This is a genomic window from Bacillus sp. FSL M8-0049 (assembly GCF_038593355.1).
In the GTDB taxonomy this organism is placed as follows: domain Bacteria; phylum Bacillota; class Bacilli; order Bacillales; family Bacillaceae; genus Bacillus; species Bacillus safensis.
The window spans coordinates 516,185-529,516 of sequence record NZ_CP151986.1 but is presented as its reverse complement, the minus strand read 5'-3'; the positions used below and the strand labels follow the sequence as shown (position 1 = coordinate 529,516).

General features: G+C 42.1%; 15 protein-coding genes. 1 reads left to right on the top strand and 14 read right to left on the bottom strand.

Going from position 1 to position 13,332, the window contains the following annotated elements; translation table 11 throughout:
• Position 1: 1 nt before the first annotated feature.
• From rsbS to acpS, 7 genes are all read right to left on the bottom strand, one after another.
• Entirely contained in the window at positions 2-370 is a 369-nt protein-coding gene (gene rsbS / locus NSU13_RS02535; protein ID WP_003214235.1) for an RsbT antagonist protein RsbS, read from the bottom strand.
• 4 nt (positions 371-374) lie between these two features.
• Entirely contained in the window at positions 375-1,205 is an 831-nt protein-coding gene (locus NSU13_RS02530; protein ID WP_342489816.1) for an RsbT co-antagonist protein RsbRA, read from the bottom strand.
• Positions 1,206-1,320: 115 nt separating this feature from the next.
• Positions 1,321-1,671 (bottom strand): type II toxin-antitoxin system endoribonuclease NdoA, encoded by a 351-nt coding sequence (gene ndoA / locus NSU13_RS02525; RefSeq protein ID WP_024425388.1) that lies wholly within the window; start codon positions 1,669-1,671, stop codon positions 1,321-1,323.
• 4 nt (positions 1,672-1,675) lie between these two features.
• Complete coding sequence (locus NSU13_RS02520) at positions 1,676-1,957, bottom strand: hypothetical protein (protein ID WP_003214273.1); 282 nt, start codon at positions 1,955-1,957, stop codon at positions 1,676-1,678.
• Positions 1,958-2,251: 294 nt separating this feature from the next.
• Positions 2,252-3,433, bottom strand: a complete 1,182-nt coding sequence (gene alr / locus NSU13_RS02515) for an alanine racemase (RefSeq protein ID WP_342489815.1) — start codon at positions 3,431-3,433, stop codon at positions 2,252-2,254.
• Positions 3,434-3,560: 127 nt separating this feature from the next.
• Positions 3,561-4,577, bottom strand: coding sequence for an outer membrane lipoprotein-sorting protein (locus NSU13_RS02510; RefSeq protein ID WP_098677666.1), 1,017 nt, complete (start codon positions 4,575-4,577; stop codon positions 3,561-3,563).
• A gap of 160 nt (positions 4,578-4,737) precedes the next feature.
• The gene (acpS, locus tag NSU13_RS02505) at positions 4,738-5,103 is read right to left on the bottom strand and encodes a holo-ACP synthase (RefSeq protein ID WP_065215281.1); all 366 of its coding nucleotides are present in this window, start codon (positions 5,101-5,103) and stop codon (positions 4,738-4,740) included.
• Positions 5,104-5,197: 94 nt separating this feature from the next.
• Here acpS and NSU13_RS02500 point away from each other — a divergent pair, with 94 nt between their 5' ends.
• On the top strand, positions 5,198-5,803 hold the full coding sequence (locus tag NSU13_RS02500) for a rhomboid family intramembrane serine protease (protein ID WP_041116754.1): 606 nt from the start codon (positions 5,198-5,200) through the stop codon (positions 5,801-5,803).
• A gap of 54 nt (positions 5,804-5,857) precedes the next feature.
• On the opposite strand, the gene NSU13_RS02495 is transcribed toward NSU13_RS02500, so the two are convergent.
• The 7 genes from NSU13_RS02495 to NSU13_RS02465 form a co-directional block, all read right to left on the bottom strand.
• Positions 5,858-7,354: a PH domain-containing protein gene (locus NSU13_RS02495; protein WP_041116752.1), complete on the bottom strand. Its 1,497-nt coding sequence runs from the start codon at positions 7,352-7,354 to the stop codon at positions 5,858-5,860.
• Positions 7,344-7,823, bottom strand: a complete 480-nt coding sequence (locus NSU13_RS02490; RefSeq protein ID WP_024425383.1) for a PH domain-containing protein — start codon at positions 7,821-7,823, stop codon at positions 7,344-7,346. The genes NSU13_RS02495 and NSU13_RS02490 overlap by 11 nt, the downstream gene beginning before the upstream one ends.
• 114 nt (positions 7,824-7,937) lie before the next feature.
• On the bottom strand, positions 7,938-9,437 hold the full coding sequence (locus tag NSU13_RS02485) for a DEAD/DEAH box helicase (protein WP_034283956.1): 1,500 nt from the start codon (positions 9,435-9,437) through the stop codon (positions 7,938-7,940).
• 165 nt (positions 9,438-9,602) lie between these two features.
• The gene (locus NSU13_RS02480; protein WP_081124015.1) at positions 9,603-9,941 is read right to left on the bottom strand and encodes a n-acetylglutamate synthase; all 339 of its coding nucleotides are present in this window, start codon (positions 9,939-9,941) and stop codon (positions 9,603-9,605) included.
• Between the two features lie 127 nt (positions 9,942-10,068).
• Positions 10,069-10,761: an alpha/beta fold hydrolase gene (locus tag NSU13_RS02475; RefSeq protein WP_342489814.1), complete on the bottom strand. Its 693-nt coding sequence runs from the start codon at positions 10,759-10,761 to the stop codon at positions 10,069-10,071.
• A gap of 18 nt (positions 10,762-10,779) precedes the next feature.
• Positions 10,780-12,144: a UDP-N-acetylmuramoyl-tripeptide--D-alanyl-D-alanine ligase gene (murF, locus tag NSU13_RS02470; protein ID WP_342489813.1), complete on the bottom strand. Its 1,365-nt coding sequence runs from the start codon at positions 12,142-12,144 to the stop codon at positions 10,780-10,782.
• Positions 12,145-12,224: 80 nt separating this feature from the next.
• Positions 12,225-13,307, bottom strand: a complete 1,083-nt coding sequence (locus tag NSU13_RS02465) for a D-alanine--D-alanine ligase (RefSeq protein WP_342489812.1) — start codon at positions 13,305-13,307, stop codon at positions 12,225-12,227.
• Between the last annotated feature and the right edge of the window lie 25 nt (positions 13,308-13,332).

The following is a 13,332-nucleotide window of genomic DNA, read 5'->3' as shown; positions in this document are numbered from 1 at the left end:
TCTATTCCCCCAATTCCCGCTTCAGTGTCTCAAGCCCTTGTTCAAGATCTAGTGCTGTCTGAATTTCTTCAAGCGATATTCCAAGTTCAATCAGCGTCACAGCGACTGCCGGCTGTATTCCTGTTAATACAACTTTCGCCCCCATGAGCTTGGACATCGTGATCACATCACCTAATACCTTTGCAATAAAGGAATCAATCATGTCAACGGATGTGAGGTCAATGACAACACCGTTTGCTCCTGTTTCATGAATTTTATTCAGCAAGTCTTCTTGAAAGTGGAGAGCTGTTTGATCATCAAGCTCCCACTGTATCGAAATCAGAAGACAGTTATATAGTTTTAAGATTGGAATCTTCGGGTGATTTCTCACTGGGTTATCCCTCCAATGAAACAATTTTTCGATTTGTCATTTCCAAAGCAGTTTGAATTCCTTTTTGAAGGGTATTCTTTGTTGTAACTTGAGATAAATCAATTCCAAGGTTCACAATGGTTTGGGCTATTTCTGGACGAATACCGACAAGCAAGCACTTCGCACCTACTAATCTCACAGCCTCTGATGCTTGAATGATATGATGCGCTACCATTGTGTCAACGACAGGTACACCCGTAATATCAATTAAGACGACTTGTGAGCGATGTTTGACGACACCGTTGAGCAGATTCTCCATAATTTTTTTGGCACGTTCTGTGTCAATTGTTCCAACAAGCGGCATGACGGTAATGTGCTCAAATACTGGGATCAGCGGGGCAGAAAGTTCCTGCAGCGCGATTTTTTGAAGGTTGACTGTTTTCTCCCATGAGATGGAATACTGGTTTAAGATCTCGTTATGAATAGGTGTGATGAATCGATCAATTTGCCAGATGAGGTCATGACTTTCTTCTGTTGTATCTTTGTCATCGTTCATTTTGTGATATAAATGTGAACGGATTTCTGTTAGACCATTTGCCAGTAACTTAAGTGATATACCCATTTGAACAATTTTTAAAGCAAAAGTTTGCACTTTTTCTTCAAAATCTTCAGCATACCCTTCTGAAAGAGATGTAATGATTAATTGAACATATTCCGAACAGATGGTTTCATACATATTGTCGTTCAGCATCATGTCCATTTCTATTTCTCCGAGTCGTCTAAAAATGTCCGTCCACTCTTTTTGTAATTCCTCTCGATGCTCTCTTGCAAAAGCTAACACGATATGATTCGACATGTTTTACCCCCTACGTACATAAACAGCACTTCTTTTAGTCTTTCTTCATTATAACGTTAATAAAAATTGAACACAAAAAAAGTTGCTCCCAAGAGAGCAACCAAATCTCACCATATTAAAAATCAATAAGAGCCAAACTAACTTGTAAGGCTTCATCAACCTTCTCCATCATCTCATCATCAAGATGTGTGATTTTATCTGTCAATCTTTGTTTATCGATTGTACGAATCTGCTCCAAGAGAATGACAGAATCTCGTTCAAAGCCGTAGCGCTTTGCATCAATTTCGACGTGAGTCGGTAATTTCGCTTTTTGTATTTGGGCTGTTATGGCTGCAACGATAGCAGTCGGGCTGAAGCGATTTCCAATGTCATTTTGAATCACCAATACTGGGCGAACCCCGCCCTGCTCGGAGCCAACAACAGGAGATAAATCAGCAAAGTAAACATCACCGCGTTTAACAATCAAATGTTTAACCCCCGCTGACTAATCGCTCAACTGTATTCTCAGCCTCAAATTCTGCGTATTGTGCCTCTGAAGAGATATTCAGATTAATTTTCGCCATCTCCATGTAGCCGCGTCTCATCGATTCACGATTTTGTCGAATATTACGTTCACGAATATACGTTTTTGTCGCTCGGTAGATCAATTCATTTCTTGTTACCTTATCCTGCTCTGCTACTCGTTCGATTTCAGACATCAAAGCCTCCGGTAGTCGAATCTTCATTTCGTTTGTTGCGCTGGATTCAGACAAAAAACATACACCTCCACAAAACTTACGGATACCGTTTCGATCCATTCCAAGACTAATCATACCATTATTCAATGCGCAAGCAAAGCTGTTTTTTCATGATTTCTTATTAGAACATGAAGCGGCTGTTCACCCGTAAATCAAAGATGATAATGGAGTTCCTCTTTCACATTATACGCTTTTTTCCGAAAATCATACGGTATTTCCAAAATCTCTAAAAAAGGGAGAATGTTTACCCCTTCTTTGTAGAATAAAAAGGAACGATGTCAGTTTGACGATCGTTCCTGTGAAAGCTGTTTAGAAAAAGCTGGACCCGCCTTGAAGAAGCGGATTCCGCACATGCACCCTTTTGCCGTCCTCTATATAAACTCTTGGGACGCGGTGGCCAATGGAGCAAGTGACTTCATAGTTAATGGTTTCAAGCCTATTTGCAATTTCATCGACTGATACCATTTCATCACCTTGTCCACCAATCAAAACGACTGGCTCCCCTGCAGGAAAATTCTCTTTCAGTTCAACCATGAATTGATCCATGCATACCCTTCCGGCAATCTTCCGGCGCTTTCCGCCAACAAGTACTTCCGTGCCTGCCAGCTTCCGGATCCACCCGTCTGCATAGCCGACTGGTACTGTCCCGATCCACGTATCTTGATTAGCTGTATACGTCGCCCCATAGCTGACACTCTCACCCTTTTGAATGAGCTTCACATGGGCAAGCTTTGTATGAAGAGACATGGCTTCTTCCAGCTTGAAAGGAAGTTCATCTTTGATTTCCTCTGATGGTGACAGCCCGTACATACTGATGCCGAAGCGAACCATATTAAACAACACTTCTTTAAACCTCAAACCTGCTGCACTATTGGCACAATGAACGAGCAGTTCGTCCGTATGAAGCGGCTGAAGCAGGGTTTGAAAGGTGTCGACTTGCCGCTCAAAATAGTTCTCATCCTTTTCATCCGCGGTCGCAAAGTGAGTAAATACTCCTTCCAGCTGTAAATAAGAATGCTCGCTGACAAGCTTCTTTACTTCGCTGACTTGCTCCAACGTTTTCACACCTAAACGGTTCATTCCGCTGTCTATTTTCAAATGAAAACGAATGGGTTGTCCCATCTGCCCTTTCATCATATCGACGATTTCCCTCAGCCACCTGGTGGAGTAAGCGGTCATGATCACATTGTATCGAACAGCGGTTTTGACATACTCCGGCGGTACTGCGCCGAGTACAAGAATCGGTGCTTTAATGCCTTGATTTCTTAAAGAAATGGCCTCATCTAAAAAGGCTACAGCCAACAAGTCTGCACCTGCTTTGAGGGCAGCTCTTGCCACTTCTATATCTCCATGTCCATATGCGTTGGCTTTCACAACAGCCATCAGTTGAACATTTTGACCGATATGATCTTTCATATGTGAAACATTATGCTTGATTGCTGTTAAATTAATTTCTGCCCATGTGTCTCTATAAAAGGCATTTGTGTCCATCAGTCACACTTCCCTATTGAATGATTCAATCCCCTCATATGATACTAAAAATCAAGATTAATGTGAAACAAATCAAAGAAAATCAGCCCTTGCACAGGGCTGATATGTTGTTTTTTAAGGCTCTCGCCTATTTAGCTGACTGGCCTTCTACACTCTTTGCAACCATCAAAAGCTCTTCCTTCGATAAATCACTTGAGGAAATTAAGTAGTCAACCCCGTCAGATGTCCATGAGAGGGATTGATCTGTCAGAACCCCTACTGTCATACCAAGATCGACCGGCTCGCCGTTCATCGTGACAGGCGTAGATGCTTCAGCTACTCGCGCTTTTTCCTGAATGAGTGTGAAGGATTTCTTGCCGCCGTACGTAATTACATAACGCTTCCCAGCATCTGTCGTCATTTCTTTCTCTTCCATCTTCTTCACGCCTTCTGGCATATCAACTGGTGTTTTCACCGCAAAGCTGTCAGATGGGTCTGCACTTGTGGCAACATCCATTTGAGAGAGTGTCATGTTTTTCTTCTCATCAAATGCATCTTTGTCAAAGGATTTATTGAATTCAAAGTGAGAGAATTCCACTTTCACCATTGGCTTTTTGTCGCTATCCAGCACTTTCACACTGGCAGGCGCCATTGTTTTCTTATGAAAGGTAATCTCTTGGGTAGGCAGCATTTGGTTGTGCTGATAATTGGTCTTCGTTTCGAACACATACTTTGACTCTTTCGCTTTGAACTGAGCTGCACTGTCATTTTTAATGTCCTTCACAAGTGATTCGAATAAATAGACCTGACTGCTATTATTCGGCCAATCACTATGGAAACGGAAGCTCTTGTTCAATGAAGGTGTCAGCACAAACACACCATTGCCATTTCTTAAAATGACTTGACTCTGATCCTTTTTCGGATTTTCTAAATAGACACGGTAAAGCTCCGGCTTTTTGTACCAAATTTCTACCTGGTACTCCTGCGGGTCATTTCCTGTCTCAATGGTCATTTTTGCTTTGGCTTTGTATGATGTCATTTCCTCTGCCTTTTTGTTTAAATCTCCAACGATATCCTTCTGAGATTTTTGACCGCATGCGGAGAGAATCAGTACAAAAAGGATTCCCGTTACAAGCAAAACAAAGCTTTTTCTCACCCTTTTCAACCCCTTCGTTAATTGTGTTAAAAGGAAGAAACCGCTTGTTTGACTTTAACAGTACGCCTCAAGAGTTAACTGCGTACCGCGAACCATCAAAGCCTGTTAGCAACTCGCCCTTCCTTATCGCACTACCCAATATATGAAGGGGGGACAAACAATATGCAGACTAGCTTGACAACCTTTCAATTAAAACTTGTGCAGCAGCATATTCCTTTGTATGGGTTATCGACACATGGACCTGATCTCCCTCTGCTTTCTCGCTTTTGATGAAGGGTTTCCCCTTATCGTCTTTTTGAATGTCTATGTCATGAAAGCTTAAATGCTGACCGATTCCCGTTCCGTATGCTTTAGCGAAGGCTTCCTTTGCCGCAAAGCGTCCTGCCAAAAATTCCAGCTGTCTTTTTTCACTGAGTGTAAGAAAGACGTCCTGTTCACTTAAAGTCAAAATTCGTTGTGGTAAACGGGGCTGTCTGCTGAGCACTCGCGAAAGACGGTCGATCTCTACAATATCAATGCCTATTCCTTTGATCATGAGGTACCTCCTATGATACTCGTACTAATTTGAGTGTTCGCTTCATAAACGTGTTACTATAAACTTACCATTATCTAGTCAAAAGGGGTTTGTTATGTTTATTCGAACGGAGAGCTTTCAACAATTTATTAGATCGTATCCAATCGTAACAGCGATCCTTGCTTTACAAATCGGCCTGTGGCTTATTTTTGCGGTTCCTATCCCTATTATACAGCTTGGACAGGATCATCTCGTCGGTTTCAATTATGGTGTAGCAGCTGGGGAATGGTGGCGTCTCGTCACACCTATTTTTCTGCACGGGAGTCTCACGCATATTTTATTCAATTCCATGTCCCTTTTCTTGTTCGCCCCAGCGCTTGAACATTTGCTTGGGAAGGTTCGATTTCTAATCATTTATCTCGGTGCAGGATTCATTGGCAATCTCGGAACCTATTGGGTGGAGCCTTTAGAGTATGTACATGTTGGCGCTTCTGGTGCGATCTTCGGTTTGTTTGGGGTTTATCTATACCTTGTCCTGTTTAAACCGCACATGATGGACCGCGGGAATTCACAAGTGATTTTAACGATTCTTGCTGTTTCTGTCATCATGACGTTCGTCAATTCGAACATCAATATCATGGCTCACTTATTTGGATTGATCGGCGGTATGATTCTAGCACCGATTACGCTGCTTTTCCATTCGAAAAAAAGACGCTATTAATCTCATAAAAAATGTCGATCACTCCTCAAGCAGGAGCTGATCGACATTTTTCGTTTAAGACGATTGATTTTTTTCATACGAATACCAATCAAATACACGTGCCGCATCTTCTTCCTCAAGGTGATGCACACCAAAGGAATCAAGCAGCGCAGAGGATTTCACAAAGGTGTGAATACTGGCGACCCGACCTTTCTTTTGGAAAAAAGATTGCGTCATCGTATAGTTTTGCATTCGTTTTCTCAAGACAATGCCAGTGGTCTTGCCAATGCCTCTTGATGTCATTTGAATCAATGAATCTTTGATTGTATATCCTGATTGTTTATAAGCTAAATAGCCAAAGAATAGAGCAAGCGGTAACGGAATGAGTCCCAAATATCCCCATGGCGGAAAGCGTACCGACAGGATGATACCTACAAGTAACGGCACAAAGCCATATGAGATCAGGTAGCGCTTGAGCGAACGTTTTGGCACTTTTTTCAGCTCTGTTTCTGGTGCTACATGATAATGATCGGTGAATTGTGACAGCAATTCATTTATTTTTTTCTTCCGAATGAGCGGAAATAAGACGGAAGAGGTTTCTTTCTCTGTAATCGAACCTCCCGCACTAACAAGCATCACCGTCGCAAAACCAAAAGGCTCACGGATCATATTCTCTTTGATTTTCACTGCTTGAATTCTCGCAAGTGGAATGGTCATTTGATGTCTCTCGATGAGCCCTCTTGTAATGATGATGTCATTCCCTTTTCGTTTTGCAGCAAAATTCGCATACTGAAGTGCTGTTACCCCAACACTCAAGATCCATGCGATCAATACGGCAAGAAATATCAAAATCGCATAGATTTCAATGCTCGCATGGCTTAAAAAAGAGAACTGCTTGAAGAACCCGTCCAAAGGGAGAATTTCATCTATTTGCGTGTAGATGGCGAGACACCCTGAGATAATGACACCGATACCGCTTGAAGTGGTCGCAGCCAAAAGCAATTCTGGCACACCCATACGATAGGAGACATTGATTTCTTCCTGCACAGGTTTTTGCGCAGTCAAATGGCCATTCAGATCACCTGCTTCATCCGTCATTTCTTCTTCCTGCAAGCTTTTCTTCCGGTTGAAAATCGACTTTTTTAATTGTTCCGCTTCTGCTTTTGTAATCGCGGTCAGGCTCACTTCTGGACCATCCGTTCCGCCTGCCGTTTCGATTTGGACCCGTACTAAACCGAAAATTCGCTGGAAAATACCTTCACTTGTATTGACCGTTTGAATTCGTTCTAACGAGATATATTTTTTCTTTTTCGTAATCACACCCGATTCCACACGAAATTCATCGTCTTCCATCCGGTAAGTGAATCGTCTCCATTCTAAAATGGTAAAAACGGCTTTCCATAAAAGAAGCACACCAAGAATGATAAATGCATAAAAGCGAATGCTCGAATTCGAGTTCACAAAAATCAACACGAAAAAAGGGATAATGAAGTTTTTGATCATGGATACAGCATCTGATATAAAATCAATGAACATCGAAATGGGGTGTACACGTTTTGGTTCAGACATCATCTTCCGTCACCCTTGCTAAACGAGATATGTAATCACGAAGCTCATCTGCCTCTTCTAATTCTAGCGCCGGTATATCATGAACTGTGGCAGCAGTCGAAATTTGAACAGAGGCCAAACGGTAGCGCCTTAAAAGCGGTCCTTGAGATGTATCAACATGCTGAACACGAACCATTGGCACAATTACACGTGTGACGCGAATGAGTCCATGCTGTATTTCAATTTCATTTTCGAATACTTCGTAGCGCCAGATGTGGTGGCGGATTTTTGGTATGAGCCAAATGCCAAAAATGACCTGTAAGACCCATAAACCAGAAAGGATCGCTCCAATCCAATATGGCCATTGAAAATAGTAGCTGGCAACAAATACCCCAATGATGATGAGTAAGAAAATCAATGAGATAATTCCATTTTGAAGACGCCATACCTTTAAACCATTTAAACTAATTTGACGTTGCGGCTGTTTTCTCACATTCTTCCCCCATTCTCATACTTTTCTATCAATATATTACGTAACAAAGCCTAAAAAGTTTCAATTTCAGCCTGTTAAAAAAAGCGAACCCTGCAAAGGATTCGCTCTTGTATGTTAGTTGTTATAAGATTTCTTTTGACGACGATCGTTAGAAGAACGATTGCGGTCATTTGAAGAACGCTTTTTATCACCATAAGATGAACGGGTGTTCTTGCCTTTTCCACGGTAGCCTCCGCCACCGCCGCCGTCTCTGCGTTTAGAAGAACTGCGGTTGTTACGATGACGTTTAGAAATCATCGGTGCTTCATCTGTTAAACGAACTGGCGTTGCATCCGGCTCTTTTGTCATCATTTTGATCGCAGCTGCAACCACTGTCACAGAATCATGATCTTCCAACAATTCAGCAGCAGCTGTCATATAGAAGTTCAAGTTGTTTTCACTGATGATCGTGCGTAGACGGTCAACTGTTACTTGCTGTTGTCCTTCAATCGCCTCATCTAGTGTAGGTTCTTTCATACGATCCATTTTACGTTTAGTCGTTTGCTCAATCGCACGAAGCATATCTTTTTCACGTGGTGTGATGAATGTCATCGCCATACCTGTACGTCCAGCACGTCCTGTACGTCCAATACGGTGCACGTAGCTTTCTGGATCTTGCGGTACGTCAAAGTTATACACGTGTGTGACGCCTGAGATATCAAGTCCACGTGCTGCAACGTCTGTTGCGACAAGCACATCGATTGAACCCTCTTTGAATTTACGAAGCGCAACCATACGTTTTGCTTGAGTCAGGTCACCATGAATTCCTTCAGCTGTATAACCTCTAAGGTTAAGTGCTTCAGTCAATTCGTCCACACGGCGTTTCGTACGGCCGAAGACAATTGAAAGCTCAGGTGATTGAATGTCAAGAAGACGAGTCAATGTATCAAACTTTTTACGTTCGTGAATATCCAAATAGAACTGTTGGATGTTAGATACAGTCATTTCTTTCGCTTTTACTTTTACGTGTTCTGGGTTTGTCATGAAACGCTCTGCAATGCGCTTAATTGGTGCAGGCATTGTCGCAGAGAATAAAAGTGTTTGGTGTTCACTTGGTACATTTGAAAGGATCGCTTCAATGTCTTCGATGAAACCCATGTTTAGCATTTCGTCTGCTTCATCTAGCACAACTGTTTCAACGTTTTGAAGACGCATTGTACGACGGTTAATGTGATCGAGTAAACGTCCTGGAGTCCCTACGATGATATGAGGATTTTTCTTGAGCGAACGGATTTGACGGCCGATATCTTGTCCACCGTAAATAGGAAGTACGCGTGCACGCTTGTCTTGGCCGATTTTATATAGCTCTTCAGATACTTGAATCGCTAATTCTCTTGTTGGCGCAATGATAATCGCTTGGATATTTGGAGACGCTGGGTCGATTTTTTCTACAAGAGGAATACCAAATGCTGCAGTTTTTCCTGTTCCTGTTTGTGCTTGTCCGATGACATCTTTATTTTGAAGACCGAGAGGAATCGTTTCTGCTTGAATCGGTGTTGCTTCTTCGAATCCCATGCGGTTAATAGCCTTCATGAGACTTTCGCTTAATTGAAAATCTTGAAACGTTATAGTCAATTTATTCAAACTCCTTCTAATTGCTGTTTCAGTAATCTCGTGAATGATCATTAAAAACTGCCCTTTTCTGAAAGGACAGGTCCATTATATACAAAGCCCGAATTACCCTACCTTATATCTTACCATTACACTATTTGTTTTTCAACAAGACAGAAATGGATATATCTACTGCTCTACAATGACAGATTCACCTTCACTTTGATCTCCGTCCATCCATTTCCACTTTTCAAACAGTTGAATTTTTCCGTTATCCAGCTGCTTAGGAGTGGACTCGCAAGCCCCGCTTCTCATGCTGCCGTCCTTGCTTACATGGTGGTATCTAAAATGAAGTGTTCCATCCTCATTCACAGTTCCTACAAGTACGCCAGATACAATACTGCCGCCTTGATATGTGCCCGTTAATATATTTCCGTCCTGACGATATTGAAATATGGTTCCTGCTGATACTTCTCCGTTACTCGAATTAGACTGCGGGATAAAGGTTTTTCCGTCATATTGAAACAACCGAATCAACCACCTTTTCTTTCCTATTGTACCATAGGCCTGTCACACATTCGACAAAAATGATGCAAATTTTAACAAGTGGGATTCAATTTATATTAGTTTAGCCACATTTTAGCTTTTCTATATATTAAATTGCTTTTTTTAGAAAATGTTCTACTTTCTCAAACAATTGCTGGGCACATGGCTCATGACAAACATGATGTTTACAATCGGGCAAATAAAACATTTCTTTCTGGCGAGACGGGACCTTATGATAAATAAATTCTGCACTTGAAGCAGGCACAATCCCGTCGCTTTCCCCTTGAACAATTAACACAGGCAGATGAAGCTTCTCAAGCGAATTCTTCGTCTGCTTTACCAGCTTCACAAATTCTATCGCAGCTGACAGCGGCGTGCTTGTGAGCTTATGGCGATATCGATCATATAAAGGGTTTGTATCAATGATCCCTGACAGGGACTCCTTTACCATCTGCCTTGTGTCTTGCATCATTTGTTTTGGGTTCACATATTTGGCCGCAGCACTTAAAAGAACGAGACGAGCAACTGGGTACTTTGCTGCTAAGTAAGAAGCAATCATTCCACCCATAGAAAAGCCGACCAAATACACGGTGTCACAAGTTCGATAAAGGGATAAAAGTTCGAGTTCAGCTGTCGCTATCCATTCTTGATAAAGAATGCCTTTTAACTGAAGCTCATCCCCATGCCCCGGAAGCGTGACAGACTGCACTTCCCAATCTGCCGTCTGTTTTAAATATTGCGCCAGCGGTTCTACTTCATAAGGGGCACCCGTAAAACCGTGGATACATAAACAGCCAATCATTCTGTCACCTTCTCACTTTTATAGTGCAGTAATGACTTCTTCCAATTTCATACCGCGTGAGGCTTTGACAAGCACAACATCGTCAGGCCCTGCCACTTCAGCTAGTTTTTTCTTCAGATCCTCTTTGTCCATAAAGGAGAAGACGTGCTCAGCCCCGAATGATTTTTTCGCTCCTTCAGCAATGAATGCACCTAGACGGCCATACGTCATGACATGATCAATAAATTCCGGCTTGATGTAACGGCCAAGTTCATAATGATACGTTTCTTCTTCACTGCCCATTTCGAGCATATCTCCAAGTACAAGAATACGATTGGCGAAACCGTCCATATCTCCCACAAGATCAATGGCTGCTTTCATAGAAGTAGGACTTGCATTATACGCATCATTAATGACAGTGATTCCTTTGTCTGTTTTAAACAGCTCAAGACGCATCCCCGTCAACTTCGTTTGCATCAGTCCTTGGGCAATTTGTCTTTCATTCAGCCCAAAATGCTGGCCTATAGCAATAGCAGCAAGTGCATTCTTCACATTATGTTTCCCTAATACAGGAATGAGAAAACCTTGGGCATACCCTTCGACCTGAAATTCTGTTCCCTCTGCAAGCTGGTTGATGTGCGTTACCTTGATATCACAGTCCTCTGCTTCTCCAAAGGTTTTCACACGCTGAGAAAGTGAACTTGCTCTTTCGCGAAGCAAAGGCTCATCACCTAAGTAATAAAAGATGCCGTCTTCTTTTAACCCTTTTACGATCTCACATTTTGCATCAGCAATGGCTTCTCTTGATCCTAAATCTTGCATATGAGATTCCCCGATATTTGTGATGACCGCTGCATCCGGCTCAGCGAGATCTGATAAAAATTCGATTTCGCCTTTTGCACTCATGCCCATCTCCAAAACCGCAATATCGGTTCCTTCTGGCATTGCAAGAATGGTGAGCGGAAGACCGATATGATTATTAAAGTTACCGTCTGTTTTATGAACTCGATACGCTGTTTGCAAGACGGAATGAATCATATCTTTCGTTGTGGTTTTCCCATTACTTCCTGTAATACCGACAACACTAGGGTTTTCTTCTTTTAAGTATGATTTCGCCAGCTGTTGAAGGGCAGCTAGTGTATCCTCTACAAGAATTACCGGAATGCCTTCTGGCGGATTGGCTTCTTTTTGATTCCAAAGAACAGCTGATGCTCCAAGCTCCACTGCTTTCGAAGCAAATGTGTGACCATTAAAATGTTCTCCGATAAGCGGGATAAACAGGGCGCCGTTTGATACTTTTCGTGTATCTGTTGTCACTCCGTGAATCTGTTCTTCGCCAAAAGCTTGATTAGATAGGGTTCCACCAGCCATTTGGGCGATTTGTTTCACTGTACGTTTGATCATGATTTTTCGCCTCTCTTTCTCATTTCACGTTTGAAGGAAAAGAGACACTACCTAAGGATAGTGTCTGCTTGCTGCTCACATTAAAAAGTTGTTTTAATGGTTTGTTTTTCTTGATGGCGTTCAATTGCAAGTGACACCAGCTTTTCAATTAACTCTGGATACTCTACACCAGTGTGCTTCCAAAGTAATGGGAACATACTAAATGGTGTGAATCCAGGCATTGTATTCACTTCATTGATCAACACTTCACCTTTTTCTGTAAGGAAGAAGTCTGCACGTACGAGACCAGATCCATCGAGGGCTTTAAATGCCTTAATCGCCATGTCATGAATCGTTTTATATTCATCCTCTGACACACTTGCCGGAATGATCAAATCTGTATCGCCATCTTCATATTTTGCTTTGTAATCATAAAAATCTGTTTTAGGCGCAATCTCACCAACGACAGAGCATTTCGGCTCATCATTGCCTAATACACCAATCTCGATTTCTCTTCCAACGACGCCTTCTTCTACGACCACACGACGATCATATTGGAAAGCGAGGTCAAATGCATTCTGCAGTTCTTCTTTGCTGCGGCATTTGCTAATTCCAACACTTGATCCCATGTTGGCAGGTTTCACAAAGCATGGATAGCCCAGTACTTTTTCAACCTGTTCTAAGCTGTCTGGTGTCGCTTTCTCGTAGTCTTTTTTATTGAAAGAAAGGTGCTTTGCTTGTGCAAGTCCTGCTTGTGCAAAAACATCTTTCATCATGACTTTATCCATACCCGCGGCAGACGCGAGAACGCCGTTGCCGACATACGGGATATTTAACAGTTCAAGTAATCCTTGCATTGTGCCATCTTCTCCATTTGGTCCGTGCAGCAACGGGAAGACAACATCAATTTTCTCATCAGCCGATGCAGGCTGTGGAAACATGCTTTCATTTAAAGAAGTTGGTAAAAACGTCTTTGCGTTCTGTTCAAATTGAAGCATTTTGACGTTTGATACTGGTTCAGTGAGTTTTTCTCCTCTTAACCATTCACCCTCTTCTGTAATATAAATTGGATGTATATCGAACTTCTCAGTGTTAAGTGCTTTTGTAACTGCAAGGGCTGTTTGCAGTGATACATTATGTTCGGCTGACTTTCCGCCGTAAATCAATCCTAAACTTATTTTCAATGGATACTCCCCCCACTAAAATTCA

Bases quoted from the DNA above. Each gene is read 5' to 3' on its own strand.
- NSU13_RS02530 (WP_342489816.1), bottom strand. From the start codon at position 1,205: ATGTCGAATCATATCGTGTTAGCTTTTGCAAGAGAGCATCGAGAGGAA.
- alr (WP_342489815.1), bottom strand. From the start codon at position 3,433: ATGGACACAAATGCCTTTTATAGAGACACATGGGCAGAAATTAATTTA.
- acpS (WP_065215281.1), bottom strand. From the start codon at position 5,103: ATGATCAAAGGAATAGGCATTGATATTGTAGAGATCGACCGTCTTTCG.
- NSU13_RS02500 (WP_041116754.1), top strand. From the start codon at position 5,198: ATGTTTATTCGAACGGAGAGCTTTCAACAATTTATTAGATCGTATCCA.
- NSU13_RS02495 (WP_041116752.1), bottom strand. From the start codon at position 7,354: ATGATGTCTGAACCAAAACGTGTACACCCCATTTCGATGTTCATTGAT.
- NSU13_RS02475 (WP_342489814.1), bottom strand. From the start codon at position 10,761: ATGATTGGCTGTTTATGTATCCACGGTTTTACGGGTGCCCCTTATGAA.
- murF (WP_342489813.1), bottom strand. From the start codon at position 12,144: ATGATCAAACGTACAGTGAAACAAATCGCCCAAATGGCTGGTGGAACC.